This is a genomic window from Caulobacter soli (assembly GCF_011045195.1).
GTDB lineage: Bacteria > Pseudomonadota > Alphaproteobacteria > Caulobacterales > Caulobacteraceae > Caulobacter > Caulobacter soli.
In genome coordinates this window covers 2,973,380-2,990,774 of sequence record NZ_CP049199.1, presented here as the reverse complement: position 1 = coordinate 2,990,774, position 17,395 = coordinate 2,973,380, and the positions used below count along the sequence as shown (strand labels likewise).

General features: G+C 66.0%; 14 protein-coding genes. 6 read left to right on the top strand and 8 right to left on the bottom strand.

Translation table 11 applies throughout. The annotated features are described in order from the left end of the window. Positions 1-146: 146 nt before the first annotated feature. Positions 147-1,070, top strand: a complete 924-nt coding sequence (locus tag G3M62_RS13755) for a methyltransferase (protein WP_165187898.1) — start codon at positions 147-149, stop codon at positions 1,068-1,070. Here G3M62_RS13755 and G3M62_RS13750 read toward each other — a convergent pair. The 4 genes from G3M62_RS13750 to G3M62_RS13735 are packed head-to-tail and all read right to left on the bottom strand — an operon-like array spanning position 1,067 to position 5,744. Continuing rightward, positions 1,067-1,897, bottom strand: coding sequence for a cyanophycinase (locus G3M62_RS13750; RefSeq protein WP_165187897.1), 831 nt, complete (start codon positions 1,895-1,897; stop codon positions 1,067-1,069). The two genes, G3M62_RS13755 and G3M62_RS13750, sit on opposite strands and share 4 nt — an antisense overlap. After that, positions 1,894-2,772, bottom strand: a complete 879-nt coding sequence (locus G3M62_RS13745; protein WP_165187895.1) for an isoaspartyl peptidase/L-asparaginase family protein — start codon at positions 2,770-2,772, stop codon at positions 1,894-1,896. The genes G3M62_RS13750 and G3M62_RS13745 overlap by 4 nt, the downstream gene beginning before the upstream one ends. Further along, the gene (cphA, locus tag G3M62_RS13740; RefSeq protein WP_165187893.1) at positions 2,765-5,500 is read right to left on the bottom strand and encodes a cyanophycin synthetase; all 2,736 of its coding nucleotides are present in this window, start codon (positions 5,498-5,500) and stop codon (positions 2,765-2,767) included. Before cphA ends, G3M62_RS13745 begins: the two co-directional genes overlap by 8 nt. Before the next feature lies 1 nt (position 5,501). Continuing rightward, on the bottom strand, positions 5,502-5,744 hold the full coding sequence (locus G3M62_RS13735) for a hypothetical protein (protein ID WP_165187891.1): 243 nt from the start codon (positions 5,742-5,744) through the stop codon (positions 5,502-5,504). 139 nt (positions 5,745-5,883) lie between these two features. On the opposite strand from G3M62_RS13735, the gene G3M62_RS13730 reads away from it, so the two are divergent. Next, on the top strand, positions 5,884-6,771 hold the full coding sequence (locus tag G3M62_RS13730; RefSeq protein ID WP_246263272.1) for an iron-containing redox enzyme family protein: 888 nt from the start codon (positions 5,884-5,886) through the stop codon (positions 6,769-6,771). Positions 6,772-6,801: 30 nt separating this feature from the next. On the opposite strand, the gene G3M62_RS13725 is transcribed toward G3M62_RS13730, so the two are convergent. Next, positions 6,802-9,246 carry a hybrid sensor histidine kinase/response regulator gene (locus G3M62_RS13725; RefSeq protein WP_205691866.1) on the bottom strand — a complete coding sequence of 815 codons (2,445 nt, stop codon included), beginning with the start codon at positions 9,244-9,246 and terminating at the stop codon, positions 6,802-6,804. Between the two features lie 9 nt (positions 9,247-9,255). After that, the gene (locus G3M62_RS13720) at positions 9,256-10,422 is read right to left on the bottom strand and encodes an acyl-CoA dehydrogenase family protein (protein ID WP_165187887.1); all 1,167 of its coding nucleotides are present in this window, start codon (positions 10,420-10,422) and stop codon (positions 9,256-9,258) included. 239 nt (positions 10,423-10,661) lie between these two features. Here G3M62_RS13720 and G3M62_RS13715 point away from each other — a divergent pair, with 239 nt between their 5' ends. Then, positions 10,662-11,249: a CC0125/CC1285 family lipoprotein gene (locus tag G3M62_RS13715; RefSeq protein ID WP_205691865.1), complete on the top strand. Its 588-nt coding sequence runs from the start codon at positions 10,662-10,664 to the stop codon at positions 11,247-11,249. Positions 11,250-11,384: 135 nt separating this feature from the next. On the opposite strand, the gene G3M62_RS13710 is transcribed toward G3M62_RS13715, so the two are convergent. After that, a complete protein-coding gene (locus G3M62_RS13710) occupies positions 11,385-12,107 on the bottom strand; it encodes a Crp/Fnr family transcriptional regulator (RefSeq protein ID WP_205691864.1) in 723 nt (240 codons plus the stop codon). 173 nt (positions 12,108-12,280) lie between these two features. Between G3M62_RS13710 and G3M62_RS13705 the strand changes: the two genes are divergently transcribed. The 3 genes from G3M62_RS13705 (at position 12,281) to G3M62_RS13695 (ending at position 14,685) form a co-directional block, all read left to right on the top strand. Further along, positions 12,281-12,562: a hypothetical protein gene (locus G3M62_RS13705; RefSeq protein ID WP_165187885.1), complete on the top strand. Its 282-nt coding sequence runs from the start codon at positions 12,281-12,283 to the stop codon at positions 12,560-12,562. A 120-nt stretch (positions 12,563-12,682) separates the two neighbouring features. Continuing rightward, a complete protein-coding gene (locus tag G3M62_RS13700; protein ID WP_165187883.1) occupies positions 12,683-13,879 on the top strand; it encodes a PAS domain-containing protein in 1,197 nt (398 codons plus the stop codon). Positions 13,880-14,289: 410 nt separating this feature from the next. Continuing rightward, positions 14,290-14,685 (top strand): helix-turn-helix domain-containing protein, encoded by a 396-nt coding sequence (locus G3M62_RS13695; RefSeq protein WP_165187881.1) that lies wholly within the window; start codon positions 14,290-14,292, stop codon positions 14,683-14,685. A 288-nt stretch (positions 14,686-14,973) separates the two neighbouring features. On the opposite strand, the gene G3M62_RS13690 is transcribed toward G3M62_RS13695, so the two are convergent. Next, positions 14,974-17,325: an arylsulfatase gene (locus G3M62_RS13690; protein WP_165187879.1), complete on the bottom strand. Its 2,352-nt coding sequence runs from the start codon at positions 17,323-17,325 to the stop codon at positions 14,974-14,976. Between the last annotated feature and the right edge of the window lie 70 nt (positions 17,326-17,395).

Here is a 17,395-nt window from a genome sequence, read left to right as displayed (position 1 = left end):
AAGGGGCGCGGCGCGGGCTCTGGTCGCGCCCTGACGCGCGCGCAGCCCCAGAACGGGCGGCGCTGACGCCGAACAATCGCCGGTGGCCCGCGTCGCCGGGAGCATCAAAAGATGGGGTCGCGCAGTGTGAACCCGGGAGATCGCACTTGGAAAGATCATCGGCGCTCCGCGCCCTGCTGGCGGCGTTGGACGACCAGGGCTACGATTTCGTCACGCCCACGCCTTCCGTCTGTCGCCGCGCGGCGGAGCGGAAGCCGGCGCAGGATGATCCGTTGCGGGACGTCCTGGGCTGGAGTCGGGCCTTCGATCGCCAGGACCTGGATCCGGAACTCTTCAAGCTGCTGGCGGCGGGGCAGGTGCTGACGTTCGAGGGCGAGCGATTCATAAGCCGGGTGCGGGTGTCGCGCCTGGACGGGATGCTGTTCCTGCACTCGGCCTTTCCGGCCACGGCCGGCGACGCGGTGTTCCTGGGTCCCGACTCCTATCGCTTCGCTCGCCTGATCGCCCAAGCCACGGCCGGCGATCGCGTGGCCACCATCGCGGAGATCGGCTGCGGCGCGGGCGTGGGCGGACTGGCGGCCGCCAAGCGCTTCCCAGACGCGCGCCTCACGCTCGGCGACATCAACCCCCGCGCCCTGGACGTGGCCTCGATCAACGTCGCCCACGCCGGGGTCGCGTTCGAAGCCCGGCTCAGCGACGGCATGGCGGCCCTGGAGGGGCCCTATGACCTGATCGTCGCCAATCCGCCCTATGTCGCTGGCGACTCCGGCCGGGCCTACAAGGACGGCGGCGACCTGCACGGCGCGCGCCTGGCCCTGGACTGGAGCGCCCAGGCCATGGAGCGTCTCGCGCCCGGCGGCAAGTTCGTGCTCTACACCGGCAGCGCCATCCTCGACGGCGGCGTCGATGCGTTCCGCGCCGCCCTCGAGGGCTTGGTGGCGGGCTCGCCCCACCACCTGACCTACGAGGAGCTCGATCCCGACATCTTCGGCGGCGAGCTGCGGCGCGAGGCCTATGCCGATGTCGAGCGCATCGCCGCTATCGGGGCCGTCGTCCGGCGCCTGGCCTAGGTCTGCGCCGGCATCGGCGCTTGCGGCTGGCCGTGCGGTCGTCGTGTCGTCAGGTTCAGCCCGTCGCCGCTGGCCAGGACATGCAGGCGGACGTCGAACATCGACAGGGCCCGTTCGGCGCGGGCTTCGGCGATGTTCGACGCGCTGACGCCCTCGGCGTCGACCACGTAGACCGCCCCGCTGCCGATCACCTTGAAGTCGTCGCCTTCGACCACGATGGCCGTGTCCTCGTCGATGCCGACCCCCAGCACGCGCGGGCTTTGAGCGACCGCGCCCAGCAGGCGCCCGATCCGGCCGCGCTCGGCGAAGTGCTGGTCGATGATGGCGTCGCGCACCAGGCCAAGACCCGGCGCCATCTGCAGGTCGCCGATCCGGTGGGTCTCGGAACTGGCGCCGCGGACCATCATGGTGTCGCTCATCACCGAGGCGCCCGCCGAGGTGCCGGCCAGCACGCCGCCGGCCCGCCAGATCTCCCGGATCCGCGCCTCGATGGGCGTGTCGCCGATCTGGCTGCTGATCCGCAGTTGGTCACCGCCGGAGAAGAACACCCCGGCCGCCCCGTCCAGCAGGGCCAGCTTGCCGGCGTCGTGGGCCTCGGCCCGGTCGTCGACATAGAGCTCGACGAGGTCGGTGACGCCCAACGGCTCGAAGGCTTTCTTGTACGTCTCGAAATAGCCCTCCGGCGCATGGGACGCGATCGTGGCCAGCACCAGCCGGCCGCCTTTGAGGCGCTCGGCGACGGCTTTGAGGATGATCTTGTCGCCCTCCTTGTCCTCGTGCCCCCCGATGATGATCAGCGGGCCTTCGGCGGTGGGGGAGGCGGTCATGAGGGATCTTTCTGGGCGTCTTGCGCCCGATTGACGAAGGCCTGGGCGGGATGTCCCGCGCGGGCGTGGGCGACGGCGAACTGGGCGCTGTTGTGGCCCCAATCGACGCGCCCGTCGGCGTCGATGACGATCAGGCCGGCCTCGCCGCCGACCCGCGCCAGGCGAACCAGGGCGGCGGCAATGGCCTCGCCCGGAGGCAGGGCCTCCAGGCTGTGCATCAGGCGCGCGGCCAGAGTGGTGCGGATCAGGCTCTCGCCGTCGCCCGATAGCGACACCCCGCCCACGGCGTTGTCGGCATAGAGGCCGCAGCCGGGCAGGGGAGAGTCGCCGACCCGGCCTTGGTGACAGCCGGTCAGGCCGCCGGTCGAGGTGCCCGCCGCCACGTTGCCGTTCATGTCCAAGGCCACGCAGCCGACGGTGTCGCAGCCGGGATCGCCCGGCCGCTCGACGACCAGATCGCCGGATTCGCACAGCTCGCCGTCGTGTTCTCGGGCGAAACACTCGGCGCCATGGCCCATCAGCAGTACCGGCGCTTCGGGCAACATGAGCGCTGCGACGGAGATCGGATGACGCAGACGTTGCACCGCCGCGACGCCGCCGACCGCCAGGGTCTGGCCGTCCATGATCGCCGCGTCGCACTCGATCTCGCCCTTGGCGTTCGGTACGGCGCCGTAGCCGGCGTTGAAGGTGGGATCGTCTTCCAGGGCCCGCACGGCCATCTCCACGGCGTCCAGGGCGCTACCGCCGGCCTCCAGGATCGCCTGGCCTGCCGCCAGGGCCAGCAGGCAGCCGTCGCGATGCGCCTGTTCCTGCTCGGGCGGGATCGCCTTGGCCCCGCCGTGCACGATGATCGCCCAGGGCGAGGGCTCAGACATGGACGACATCCTGTTGCGGGTTTGGCGAGAGAGAGGGTTGTTCGGGTTGGAAGGTCACTACCTGGTTCCAGACCGCCTCGACGGCCGTGGGAAAGAGCAAGACCAGGTCGCCCGGCCGCGCCATGCGCAAGGCGGCGTCGGCGGAGCGGGACTCGCTGGAGATGCGATGCAGGCGTTCGGCGGGGAAGCTGGCCTCCAGCGCGCCCTGGGTCAGCAGGGACAGCACCGATCCGGACGGACGCCCGCGACCGTCGGGCCGCTCGCGGAAGATCAGGTCGTCGAACATCTCCGCGGCGATCGCGCCCATCTCCAGGATGTCCTCGTCGCGGCGATCGCCGGGAATGCTGACCGCGCCGATCACCCGGCCGACCGAGGGCCGAAGCTGAGCCACCAACTGAGCCATCGCCCGCATGGCGCCGGGATTGTGGGCGTAATCGACGATGACCCGGAAGCCGTGCGCGTCGTGGACATTGAACCGACCAGGGTTTTCCGCATGCGAGGAGGTGAAGGCCCGCAACGCCTTTGCCATGACCTCCGGCGTGGCGCCCAGGCCATGTCCGGCGGCGACCGCCGCCAGGGCGTTGGCGGTATTGAACCGCGCTTGGCCGTTCAAGGTGGCGGGGATCTCGTCGGCCCGCACGACCGGCCAGCGTCGCCCCTTGTCGTAGACGACGATGTCACCGCCGCCGATGGACGGCTCAAGCGCGACCAGCAGTCCGCCCTCGGCCTGGTGCTTTTGCAGGAAGGGACTCATTGCCGGCCCGCCTTCGAGGGTGAAATAGCCGATCCGTCCGCCGGCGTGCCGCGCCATGCGTAGGGTCAGCGGATCGTCGCCGTTGAGGACGCTGACGCCGCGACGCGAGACCGATTCCGTGACGATCGACTTGACGGCCGCCAAGTCCTCCAGCGTGTCGACGCCCTTCAGACCCAGGTGGTCGGCCGTGACGTTCAGCACCACGCCGACATCGCAGCGGTCGAAAGCCAGGCCCTCGCGCAACATGCCGCCGCGCGCGGTCTCCAGCACAGCGACGTCGACTGTGGGGTCGCGCAGCACCATGCGGGCGCTCTTGGGGCCGCTGGCGTCTGCCTCGAGGATCTTTTCGTCATTGACATAGACGCCGGTGGTGTTGGTCAGGCCGACCGTCTTGCCCATCTCGCGGGCGATGCGAGCGACCATGCGCACCACCGTCGACTTGCCGTTGGTGCCGGTGACCGCGACGATCGGGATGCGGCTGCGGGCGCCCGGCGGGAAGAGGTCGGCGATGACCGCCTTGGCCACATCGCGGGGCTGGCCCTGCGAAGGCTCCAGATGCATGCGAAAGCCTGGAGCGGCGTTGATCTCCACGATGCCGCCGCCGGTCTCGCGGACCGAGCGGGCGATGTCGGGCGCCATGAAGTCGATGCCGGCCACATCCAGGCCCACGGTCAGGGCCGCGCGCCGGGCGATGTTCAGGTTGTCGGGATGGATCTCGTCGGTGCGGTCGATCGCCGTGCCGCCGGTCGACAGGTTGGCCGTGGCGCGAAGGACCACCATCGTTCCCTGTTCCGGAACGTCGTCCAGGCCAAGGCCGGCGCGGGCGAGCATCTCGCGAACCTGATCGTCGATGACAATGCGGGTCATGACCTGCTCGTGGCCGACGCCTCGCCGAGGGTCCTGGTTCACGGTCGCGATCAGGTCCGCCACGGTGGCGCGACCGTCGCCGACGACCTGGGCCGGGACCCGCTCGGCCACGGCCACCACTTGGCCGCCGACCACGAGGATCCGGTAGTCGCGGCCGACATACTGTTCCTCGACGATGACGCGGCGGCCGTGCTTGATCGCCTGTTCGTAACCCCAGCGCACCTGCTCGGCGGTTTCCAGGCCCAGGCTGACGCCGCGACCATGGTTGCCGTCCAGGGGCTTGAGCACCACCGGCCCCTTGATACGTTCGGCCTGGGCCAGCGCCTCGGTGAGCGTGCGTACGACGCCGCCTCGGGGGACGGGCACGCCGGCGGCGGCGAGTAGGGTCTTGGTGAGGGCCTTATCGCCCGCGGTGACCACGGCGATGTGGCTGGTCTGGCCGGTGATGCTGGCCCGGAGCAGCTTTCGGCGCGCACCCCAGCCCAGTTGCACGAGGCTTTGATCATCTAGGCGCTGGACCGGGATGCCCCGGCGGCGAGCTTCCTGCACGAGCGATCGCGTGGTTGGCCCGAGCGTCTCGCGGCGGCCGATGGCCCGCAATTGCTCCAGGGTGCGTCTCAGGTCGAACAGCGGCGGCGTCAGGTCGCCGAAGGGCGGTGCGACTCGGTCGAGGCCCTCCACGCCTTGCAGGTCGCGCGGCAGGAGGCTGTGGACCAGTTCGATGGCGGCCCGACCGGCGGCCCGGCCCAGGGCTTCGCCCTCGTAGGCATAGAGAATGTTGTAGACGCCCGGACGCCCCTTGACCGAGCGGGTCTTGCCGCGCCCGACCTCCGAGCCCGACAGCTTCTGCAGCTCCAGGGCCACATGCTCGATCACGTGACCGAGCCAAGTGCCTTCGCGCATCCTCAGCAGCAGGCCGCCATGCGACTTGTAGGAACAGCCGTGAGCTTCCAGGCCGGGCAGGGCGACCATCAAATGATCGGTGAAACCGGGGATCCGATTGGTCGGCCAAGCCTCCAGCGTACCGAGGTCGAGCTGGATGCGGACCATGGGACGCGCGGCGTAGAGGTGAGGCCCGCGATAGGTCGCCGTCTCGAGGACACGCATCCTAGGCCGCCTTGGCCGAAAGCTGCGAACTCCAGCCCTGATTGGGGGCCACGATGTCCCGGATCACCAAGGCCGCCGCCAGCTTGCGGGTGGCGGCTAGGCCTTGGGCGCGCAATTGGCCGTTTTGATCGAAGGTCCGCCAAAGCCAGGCGCCCAAGCCGGTCGGGGCGATCGAGAACCTCACCATCGGATAGTCGTACATGTCGTCACCTGCGAGAACGGGATGCAGGAACACGCCGCCCATGGGCCGGTTCCTGGCTCACCGATCGCCGCTTGTGTGGCCCATCGGATGATGGTTCGCGGAACCCGGATCGATCGGTGCGTCTTAAGCGGCCATGACCAACACGCTCGCTCACACCCTTCGCCTCCGCCCTGCCAACCCATTGTCGACCGATGACGTCGGCGCCGTCGACGCGGCTCTCCAGCGCCGCCTGTCACGCTGGAACCATCGTCGGCTTGACCCCGCCACGCCGCACGCCGATTGGGAAGCCGATCTCGACGAAGAGCACGCCATGCGCCGCCTGGAAGGCGCCTTCATCGAAAGCCAGCGCCTATTGGTCGCTGATCGCGCCGCCGCCGCGCCCAGCGATGTCGAGGGCTTCATCGCCTGGTTCGAGTCGCTGAAGGAAAATGGTCCGGGGCAGGATGATCCGCTATTTCCATGGCTTGAAAGGGTCGCCGATTTCGAAGCGATGCGATGGTTCCTGGAGCAGGAGGTCGCGGGTGAGGCGGGGTTCGACGACCTGGTCGCCATGACCCAGGTAAAGATGCCCGTGCCGGCGAAGCTGGAGCTGGCGCGCAACTACTGGGACGAGATGGGGCGTGGTGCGGAGGCCGGCATGCACGGGCCGATGCTGGATCAACTGGCCAAGGCCCTGGACCTGCGACCCGCGATCGAAACGACCGAGCCGGCCTCGCTGGCCTTGGGCAACACCCTGGTCGCCTTTGCGACCACCCGGCGCTACGCCTACCACGCCGTCGGCGCGCTGGGCGCGGTGGAGCTGACGGCGCCCTGGCGCGCCGATCTGGTCGCCAAGGGACTCAAGCGCCTGGGCGTGGGCAAGACGCGCAAGTACTTTGCGCTGCACGCCACGCTGGACATCGCCCATTCCGAAGCCTGGAACGCCGAGGTTCTGCGCCCGCTGGTGGCCGCCGATCCGAGCTGCGCGCGCTTCATCGCCGAAGGAGCGCTGATGCGGTTAGAGGCAGGGCGTCGTTGCTATGAGGCCTATCGCGGCCGACTGTGGACGGCGCTGGCTGCTACGGGCTGAGGGCGTATTCGTAACCGCAGCCCAGCCGATCTACTCGCCCAGGATCGAGCGCACTCGAGAGGTCAGGACGTCCATGGCGAAGGGCTTGGTGATCATCGACATGCCCGGCTCAAGTACGCCCTTGGCCAAGGCTGCGTTCTCGGCATAGCCCGTCATCAACAGGACCTTTAGATCAGGCCGCAGCACGCGGGCGGCGTCGGCCACCTGGCGACCGTTCAGGCCGCCGGGCAAGCCGATGTCGGTTATGAGCAGATCGATCCGGGCGGCGGAGCGCAGGATCGCGAGACCCGCCGGGCCGTCGCCGGCTTCGAGCGTGCGGTAGCCAAGCTCGCCGAGCACTTCGAGGGCCAAGCCGCGAACGATCGGTTCGTCTTCGATGATCAGAACGGTTTCAGAGGTTGAAGCCGCGAGCGGTTCGGCGTGGACGGCGATGACCACGGGCTCGTCACTGACGCCAGGGGCGCCGCGATAGCGCGGCAGGTAGAGCTTCACACAAGTCCCGTCACCCGGCTCACTGTAGATCTTCGCCAGTCCCTCCGACTGTCGGGCGAAGCCGTAGATCATCGACAGGCCCAGCCCCGTTCCCTGGCCCATGGGCTTGGTGGTGTAGAACGGGTCGAACGCGCGGGCGACCACCTCGGGGGACATGCCAGTTCCGGTATCGCTGACGCTGACGCAGACATACTGGCCAGGTGAGATCTCGCGGATCCGACTGGCGTAATCGACATCGAGATGGGTGTTGGCCGTTTCGATGATCAGCTTGCCGCCATCCGGCATGGCGTCGCGGGCGTTGATCGCCAGATTGAGGATGGCGCTCTCCAGCTGATGAGCGTCGCACAGCGTTGACCAAAGACCGCCCGCCAGGACCAGCTCCAGTTCGACCTGCTCGCCGAGCGTTCGCCGCAACAGGTCCTCCATGGACGAGACCAACGGATTGACCTTCACCGGCTTGGGATCCAGGGGCTGGCGGCGGGAAAAGGCCAGCAGGCGATGGGTCAGGGCCGCGGCGCGATCGGCGGAGCTGACCGCGCCGCTGATCAAACGCATCAGGTCGCCGGTACGACCTTCGCCTATGCGCTTCTGGACCAGCTCCAGCGACCCGACGATGCCTTGGAGAAGATTGTTGAAATCGTGGGCGATGCCGCCGGTCAGTTGGCCGACCGCCTCCATCTTCTGGGCCTGACGCAGCGCCTCTTCAGTCTCGGCGCGGCGTCCGATCTCAAGCGCGACCTGGTTCTCCAATTGCTCGGCGCTGCGCGCCAAGGTCTCGCGCGCCGCCACGATCTCCTCGATGTCGGTGCAGGTCCCAAACCATTCGATGATCGCGTTATCCTCGTCGCGGATCGGCGTGCCCCGGGTCTTGAACCAGCGATAGACGCCATCACGGCCTTGGATTCGATAATCGATGTCGTAGGGGTGATGTCCCGCGACCGCGCCGAGCCAATGCTCGACGGTCCTGGACCGATCGTCAGGATGAATGACCCGATCGACCCAGCCCATGCCCAGCTGCTGCGCCTCCGGAACACCCGTGTACTCCACCCACTGACGGCTGAGATAGGTGCAGGCGCCATCAGGGCTGCAGGTCCAGACCAGTTGCGGCAGGGTCTCGATCAGGGTGCGATAGCGCGCCTCGCTGTCGCGCAACTGATCCTCGATCCGCTGCCGTTCGGTAACGTCGCGGATGGTGATCGACAGGGTGACGACGCGGCCGCTGTCATCGCGCACCGGTGCCAGGCTCAGTTCCGCCCAACGCCGACCGCCAAGGGTGGAGAAAGCAATTTCTCGTCCCGTAAACGCCTGCCCGCGACGACCCAAAGCGATAAGTTCGCTCAGCTCTCCGCGCATTTCGATCGGGAAAACGGACTCGGCGTCGCGGCCGATCGCCATTTCGGACGAGGGGCCAAACAGGTTAGTGGCGGCCTCATTCCAGGCGATGACGCCACCGCTCAGCGATAGGGCGATGAAGGCGTCCGGCGCTTGGCTGAGCAGGGTGGCCAGATAGTCTTCGGAAAGCGACAGCTGTTGCCGGCGCAACTCCTCGGCGTTCTCGGCCTTGGCCCGGCCGCCGCCCAGCGTCAGTTGCCGGTTGATGCGCTCGTGCATTGTGGCCATCGCGGCGCGGTGCGCGCCTGTCTGGGCGGCGGTCGACAGCAGGCCCGCCAGGCTTTGCGGCGAGCTGGCGATGTCCGCCGTCCAGGCCGAGGCCATGTGAGGTACGAAGGGCAGGCTGCCCCGGAAACGGTCCAGGCGATCGGCCGGCAAAAGGAACAACACCTGTCCCATCGGATGTGATTTGAGCAGCCCGCCGGCCTGGGCCAGGGGATCGCGCGCCGCGGGCCCGAACACGAAGATGTCGGCGTCGACCGCGCGGGCCTCGGGCGCGAGAATCTCGAACGGCTCGGTCGAGACGTCGGCCGCCGCGCGCAGCCGACCGGCGCTGCCCTCATCCCCAAAATGCGCAACCCGAAACGGCAAGATACGTCCTCAGAGCAGGGGCAGGTCGAGGAGCGAACGCCCCAGCCACGACTGCAGAAGATGGGTTGTGGGCGACATGACGTTGGCGGCTCGCGCGTCACGATGCAGCCGCGCGACCTGGCTGTTCTCCGCATAGCCCCGGCCGCCCATCAGGATCATCGCGGTCTCGGTGACCGCGTTCACGGTCTTGGCGACGCGAGCCTTGGCGGCGAACAAGGCCTGAGCCGCGCCCTCGGCGCCCGCGTCGCCCAGGCGGGCGGCGTGGCGCACCAACTGGCGGGTGGACTCGACCTCGGTCCAAGCCTCGGCCACCTCATGCCAGAGGATGGGGATGTCGCTGAGCGCCTCGCCTGTATGGCTATGGCGGCGGACCTTGAGGTGGGTGATCGCCGCCTCCAGGGCCGCGGTGGCGATCCCGAGATAGACCCCAGTCATGGCGGTGAGGAAATAGGGGGCGATGACCTCGAACACGAACCAGATCTGATCGCCCTCCGCGCCCAGCAAATTCGCGCGTGGAACGTGGACGCCATCCAGGCCCAGCGGGCGCGAGCTGTTGCCCCGCATGCCAAAGCCGTTCCAGCCCGGCCGCCAGTCCAGGCCAGGGGCGTCGGCCTCGACCGCCAGGCAGGTGAACGCGCCGGGGTCCAATTCCCCGCCGGGCGGAATGGCGGAAACCACATAGGAGTCGGCGTGGCCGCCGCTGGTGACAAAGCTTTTCTCACCGTCGACGATATAGCCATCGCCATCGGGTCTGAAGGTGGCGCGGGGCAAGAAGAAATGAGCGCCGGTGCCCGGCTCGCTCAGCGCCAGTGACGTAATGTGCCGGCCTTGGGCGATCGGGCGCAGGAAGCGCTCTTCCTGCTCGGGCGTGGCCTTGGCGGCCAGCACCTTGGCGGCGATGCTGTGCATGCCAAAGCACATGGCGGTCGAGCCGCAGGCACGGCCCAGTTCCTCGGTGATTACCGAGAGGGCCAGCATGCCCTGTTCATGTCCGCCCAGGCGCAAAGGAATGTGCAGGCCCATCAGCCCCGCCTCGGCAAGGGCTCGCATGCCCTCGACCGGCCAGACGGCGTCGCGATCCACCGCTTCGGCGTTTGGGGCCAGGACATCGGCGGCGATACTGGAAGCGAGTTCGCGCAGTTTAAGCAGATCAGCGCCAAGACCGGTGTGGGGCATTAAGGCGCAAATCTCCAAAGGCGCGGCGATCGGATCAGGCCACGCAGGATCAGTAAAGCTCAGGTTGGCGAAATGATCCCGCAAACCGATTGCCGCCCTACGCGAAGCGCTCGACAGGGCGTCGTCTAAGGCGCGTCTTTCACTACGTCGTATTCATAACATATAGAAAATATTGACGTTTTTGCATCCGCACGGTGAGGGGCGACGTAGCTTTCGTCAAGCAACCGAAAGATCAAATCATGACCGTTAGACGAACGGTGCTCGCCGCCGCGTTGGCCTTGGCAGCGGGCTTGTCCGCCTGCGCCACCGCCACGCCCTATCAACCCAACGTGGCCGGACAATCAGCGTCCGGTGGATTCTCCGACCAGCGCCTTGAGGCCGATCGCTATCGCGTTTCGTTCGCCGGCAACACCTTGACGTCACGTGAAACCGTGGAGCGCTATCTGCTCTACCGCGCCGCCGAACTCACGCGCCAACAAGGTTATGACTGGTTCGAGACCGCCGACCGCCGTACCGACCGCACCGCACGCACCGTGGTCGACGCCGATCCGTTTATGAGGCCGGGCTTTGGCTATGGCGCCGGGTATGGAGCCTGGCGTCCGTCCTGGCGCTACTACGGCGCGGGATACGGCGGCTGGCGCTCGTGGGATCCCTATTGGGGTGATCCGTTCTTCACCAGTCGCGCGCAGATGCGGACAGTGCAGAAGTTCGAGGCCACGGCGGAGATCGTCCTGCACAAGGGCGCCAAGCCCTCCGGCGACCCACGCGCCTATGACGCCGGCGAGATCATGGACAGCCTGGGCGCCGGCATTCAGCGTCCCACCTAGCCGCTGCTGAGACCTCAAGGGTCTCGCTCGGAAAAGAGGCTCCGGAAATTTCCGGGGCCTCTTCACGCGCCGAATGGCTTGCGCCGCTTGAGCGCTCTGACGATCGTGTCTTGGACGCCGGCCGTCCCCGCGCCGTTAGGTGGCCATCCGCAATCGTCGATGGAGGTAGTTCTCATCGAAGCCGGCAATTTGGGCGAGCTTGTCCGGGTCCGTAATCAACAGGCTGCCGCGCTGAAGATTCATGGCTCCAGCCAACCGCAGCTCTTTTAGAACGCGATTCAGATGAACGGGCGTCATTCCCAAGGAGTCCGCCAGAAGGAGCTGTGACAAGGGCAGGGCGAACGGCGGCTCGATCACCAGCCCGATGTTGCGCGCCCGCATATAGAGTTCACACATCAGGTGAGCGACGCGCTCGATGCTCGCGCGCCGCCCCATGCTGGTAATCCAGGCTCGCATCGTGCCTTCGTCGATCAGCTGCGCGGAATACATCGCCTTGGCCACGCCCCGGTGCCCATCCATGATCGCGTCCATCACCTCGCGATCGATCGTCGCGATCACGGCCTGCGTGACGGTTTGGATGCTGTGGTCCATTTCGGCGAGCAAGCCGATGTGGAGGTCACAGCAGTCACCGGGCATCAGGAAGGCCAAGACCTGCCGCGTCCCGTTGGGCAAGACCTTGTAGCGGCATGCCCAGCCTTCCAGAACCACGAAGACCGGACCTGGTCGATCACCCTCGCGGATCAGATCACGCCGCGCCGCCACCTTGTGAGGCTTGGATGTCGCCGCTCGCAAGACCGCGACATCGGCCGGGCTCAGTTGGCCAAGCCCGCGCAACTTTTCCACGAAGCGGTTTTCCATCCGCCATCATCCTACGGCGCAATATTTTTTGATATTGTTCAAAGTTATAGTCGAATGTTGATGTATGTGATGGTTTCGCGCGCTCATTCAGCTACGACTGGGTGATCGTCGGCCCTTCGATCAGGCTCCGGCGGCTGAGAGACCTAGCGCTCTCGCCTGACGGAGCCGAGACCATGGCGAAAGACGTCTTTGAAGACGCCGTGCGACCAGAAGGAGCCGGCGGGGCGCCCAGCGCTCACGGTCAGGCCGCCTTGTTGCTGGTCGAGAGCCTGGTGCACGCCCTGATCTCCAAATCGGTCATCAGCGTCGCCGAAGCCGTCGAAATCATCGAAGTCGCCGCTGATGTCGCTGCAGAGATCGTTGTGGATGCGGCCGAGGCCGAAGAAGCAATGGCAAATAGATCAATCACGCTTCTCGGCGCTATCAGTGAGAGTCTGAAACCCGACATAGCTTGAAAAATAAAGGCTCTTAGCGGGTTGATTACTGTTATGGGCGGCCGAAATCTTGATCCATGTTGCAACTCCGCGTTTCAATTTCGGTTAAACTTCCTCGATCTGGGCGCGGGGGCCTTTTCGATGGAAATGCGTGATAGCCGAGGTTCCGAACCTCGCGGGCCAGGCGGCAAGTTCGCGGCGAAGCGCGACCGTGTCGCGCGAACCGGCAAGTTGACGCCGCCATCGGGCGCCGATCCGGCGCAGCGGCGTGGCCCGCTAAGTTCACCGACAACGCCTTCCGCCCGAGACGCGCCAACGCATGCGCGTCCGAATTCCGACCAGGGCGCCGGGCTCGCTGACCCGATCAGCGCGAGCCTTTTTGAGGCGAGCCAGGATTGCGTCAAAATAATTGATCTCGATGGACGGCTGATGGCGATGAACGCCAACGGTCTGTGCCTGATGGAAATCGACGACTTCAATCCTTTGAAGGGCCAGACTTGGTCGTTGTTCTGGCCCGAGGAGACCCGCACCCAGGTCGCCGACGCTGTGAACCGGGCGGCCGAAGGCGTGGTGGCGCGGTTTACGGCCGAATGCGCGACGGCAAAGGGGACCTTGAAGGTCTGGGACGTCGTCGTCGCGCCGGTCTGTGATGCGACCGGGCGTCCAGCCCAGATCGTTGCGATTTCCCAGGACATCACGGAGCGGCGCCGGGTCCACGAACGGACGGCGCTGATGAGTTTGGAATTATCGCATCGCATCAAGAACGTGTTCGCCGTGGTTGACGGCGTGATCTCGCTGTCGGCGCGTTCGGAGCCGGATCGAACCGGCTTCGTCGACAAACTGCGCCGGCGTCTAAACGCACTAGGCCGAGCGACCGCCTATGTTTCGCCGCTAGACGTCGATCGTGCGGGTCTGCCGGTGATCCCGACACTCCTCGGCCTGTTGTCGACGCTTCTAGAGCCCTATGGCGCAACAATGGGGGCGGAGAGACAAATCACAATCAAGGGCGCGGATTGTCCCGTGGGCCATTCGGCGACGACGGCGATGGCGTTGGTCATCAACGAACTCGCGACCAACGCCGTGAAATACGGCGCGTTGCGATCTCCAGCGGGGCATATCTCCCTGACCGTCACGCACGTTGACGCGTCTGTTGGGCTGGTTTGGGAAGAGGCCGGCCAGAAGTTGGACGCCCATCCTAAATCTGCTGCGGACGGCTTCGGCACGAACTTGCTGCACAACGCGGTAATCCGACTGCTGAGAGGTTCGTTGCAACGCGACTGGCTGCCAAACGGCCTTCGGATTTCAATTACGATCCCTATGGCGACCCTAATGCACTAGCCAGCACGGACGTCACAGCAGATCGATTATTTCCGACGTTATAGGGCCCTTCAAGGTCGTCTTCTGAGCGTGGCGGCGAGTCGCTCTTGGCGGGACCCTGTCGGAAATCGGCCACGCCGACCGGCCGGGGAGGATGGTCGCGCCTTGGGCGTTCCAGTTCTCTCGCCGGGCAAAGAGACGGGTGACCTCAGCCATGTTTCCGTGCCCAAGCGCAGAGTGCACAGGCTTCGGCCAGGCTTCGGCTCGACGGGGTTCTAATGTCTGAATATTATAATATATCAATGTAAAGCGATAATAATATCCGGCGCAGGGGTGTTCGGAAGGGGTGCTGTGCGTAATAGTCGCGTTGAGGTGGAAAGTTTTACCTGTATTACTTCCGGCAACAATTTGTACGACCGGGAGTAAAGTTCATGATCCAGACCGACTCGGCATCGCATCCTGTCGATATTCATGTCGGCGGCATGATCCGCATGCGGCGCAAGTTGCTGGGTGTCAGCCAGGATCAACTGGCCACGGCCCTGGGTCTGTCCTTCCAGCAGGTTCAGAAATACGAGCGCGGCTCCAACCGGGTCAGCGCCTCCAAGCTTTACGAGATCGGCGTTTTTCTGAAGGTGGGGACGGGCTATTTTTTTCAGGGATTACCGGAGGCGGATACTCTTGAGCCTGCCGACGGCGTCGAGGCGACGCAGATTTTCCTGAGCAGCCAGGAGGGCCATCAAATGGCGGCCATCTTCGCCAGGGTCCCGGCCGGCGCCACGCGTCGTAGACTGGTGGATCTGATCCGGACCGTGGCCGGGGTGTCCTAAGCGGCCAGGCGCACGTCGGCTCCGGAACCGCTCGGGCATCCCCACACCGTGTTTTCCCGCAGGGTCGCGATAGTCGCCAGAGGATCCAGTGCGGATTCCTGAACCCGCGCACTGGTCGGACCTTCTCTGGGTCATGCTGCGCAGTGACTACTACTGTTGGCCGTGAACTGCGCTGTCAGGCCGGCAACCAAGGTTCTGAATCTGGATTGGTTCTAGAGACCGCTTATGGCGCACGCCCGACGGAATCGGCAGGCCTGACCGCTCTTCGGCAAGCGTCGGCTGTGTAACCTATTGCTTGGCCATCGCCACGCGAAGAAACGTCTCCGGCTCGATCAGGTGGGCGTGGCTGTCGCCGCCGCCCTCCAGGGCGACCCAGGCGATCTTGCCGCTGAAGATCGCGCCACCTGGCCCATAGTCAGTCGTCACCGGAGACAGGCAGTCGCGGCCGACGTCGGTGTATTCATAGCCGAAGCCGATGCCTTCCGTGCGCTCGACCCGACCATCGCCTACCGGCTTGCCGTCGATCGAAAGCGTGACCGCTCCACCCTTGCTCAAGCCCCCGCCGTCATAGGCGAAGTCCATCTGCACCTGGTGCGTGCCAGGCGGGATCGTCGCCTCGCCGCGGACGATGGTCTCTTCTAGTCCGAACAGGTTGTAACAGAAGGTCGGCCTGCCTTCCTTCAGATACAGAGACCAGCCGCCCATGCTTCCGCCGAGATTCAGGATGACCCCGTTGGCGCCGCCAGGAGGAACGTCCACCTCGGCAGTGATCGACCATGAGCGGTTGCGCCAATTGACGACATGTTGCTCCAGCAAGGCGCCTGTACCCGGGTAGAGCATTTGGCGGTCCCCGACGTTCGAGGGGCGTCCGCTAACCTCGGGCAAAACGCGCTCGAACGAGCGATCGTCCAGCGGCAGGACGTTGTAGCGGGTCGCTTCGATCACAAAGAGACGTTGCAGCTCGCGTAGCTTGTCGGGGTTTTCCTTCGACAGGTCGCGGGCCTGGGTCCAGTCGCGGGACCCGTCGTAGAGCTCCCAGGCGTCGTCGTCGAAAGCAATGCCGACATCGCCCGTGGTCTGCCAGGGGGTGCGGTGCTTGGTCGCCGCCGACCAGCCGTTATGATAGATCGCCCGATTGCCGAAGATCTCGAAATACTGGGTCTTGCGCCGGTCGTCCGCCGTCTCGTCGTCAAAGCTGTAGGCCATGCTGACCCCGTGCAGCGGCTGCTGGGCGACGCCGTTGACCAGGGTTGGGGCCGGCAGCCCGGCCGCATCCAGGATGGTCGTTGCCACGTCGATGACGTGGTGGAACTGGTGACGCACCTCACCCTTGGCCTTGATGCCCTTGGGCCAATGGACGATCGTGCCGTTGCGCGTGCCGCCCCAATGGGAGGCGACCTGCTTGGTCCACTGGTAGGGCGTGCACATGGCGTGCGCCCAGCCGACCGCATAATGCGGCGCCGACTCCGGACCGCCCAACTTATCCAGGCGCGACATCAGGAATTCCGGCGTCTCGATCTCGGCCATGCCGTTCAGGCTGATCATCTCGTTGAAGGTCCCTTGCAGGGTTCCCTCGGCCGAGGCGCCGTTGTCGCCGATGATGTAATAGACCAGCGTGTTATCCAACTCGCCCATCTTCTCCAGGGCGTCGATCAGCAGGCCAACGTGATGGTCAGTGTGTTCGAGGAAACCGGCGTAGTTTTCCATCTGCCGCCGCAGCACGGGTTTCATGTCCTCCGGCATGTCGTCCCAGGCCGGGATCTCGGCGTGCCGAGCGGTCAGGGTCGCGTCCTGCGGGACGACCCCCAGCACCTTCTGCCGGACCAGGGTCTCCTCGCGCAGCACGTCCCAGCCTTGGTCGAACTTGCCCTTGTATTTGTCCGCCCACTCTGTGGGGACTTGGTGAGGCGCGTGGGTGCCGCCGGTGGCGAAGTACATCAAGAAGGGCTTGTCCTGGACCAGGGCCTTTTGCTGACGCACCCAGGCGATGGCCCGGTCGGTCATGTCTGTCGTGAAGTGATAGCCTTCCTCCGGTGTTCCCCACGGCTCGACCCGCGCGGTCCCCTCCTTGAGCGTCGGGAAATACTGGTCGGTCTCGCCTCCCAGGAAGCCGAAGAAGTGCTCGAAGCCGCCGCCGGTGGGCCATCGATCAAACGGGCCGGCCGGGCTAGTTTCCCACACCGGCACCTCGTGGCACTTACCGAAGTGGGCAGTGGCATAGCCGTTCAGGCGCAGGATTTCGGCGATGGTCGCGCAACTGTTGGGCCGCATCGATGTATAGCCCGGTGCGGCGGTCGCCATCTCGGTGATCCCGCCCATGCCGACGGTATGGTGGTTACGCCCGCTGATCAGAGCCGCGCGCGTCGGCGAGCAGATCGCCGTCGTGTGGAAGCGAGTGTACTTCAGGCCGCCGCCGGCCAGCCGCTCGGCGGTCGGCGTGTGCACCGGCCCGCCGAAGGCGCTGGAGGCGCCAAAGCCGACGTCGTCCAGCAGCACGACCAGCACGTTGGGCGCGCCTGCTGGCGGACGCAGCTGTTGAATCGGCGCGTACTTGGCGTCCGGATCCCTGGCGTCATAGAGCACCGTGCCGGCATACGGCTGATCGGGAATAGGCAGGATCGTGCGTGCGCGGTCAGACATGGCGTCCTCAGTCACCAGGAGCGGGCGCCGAATGTGTAGCGGCCGCCTGAAGGGAGCCATCGGGGGAAAC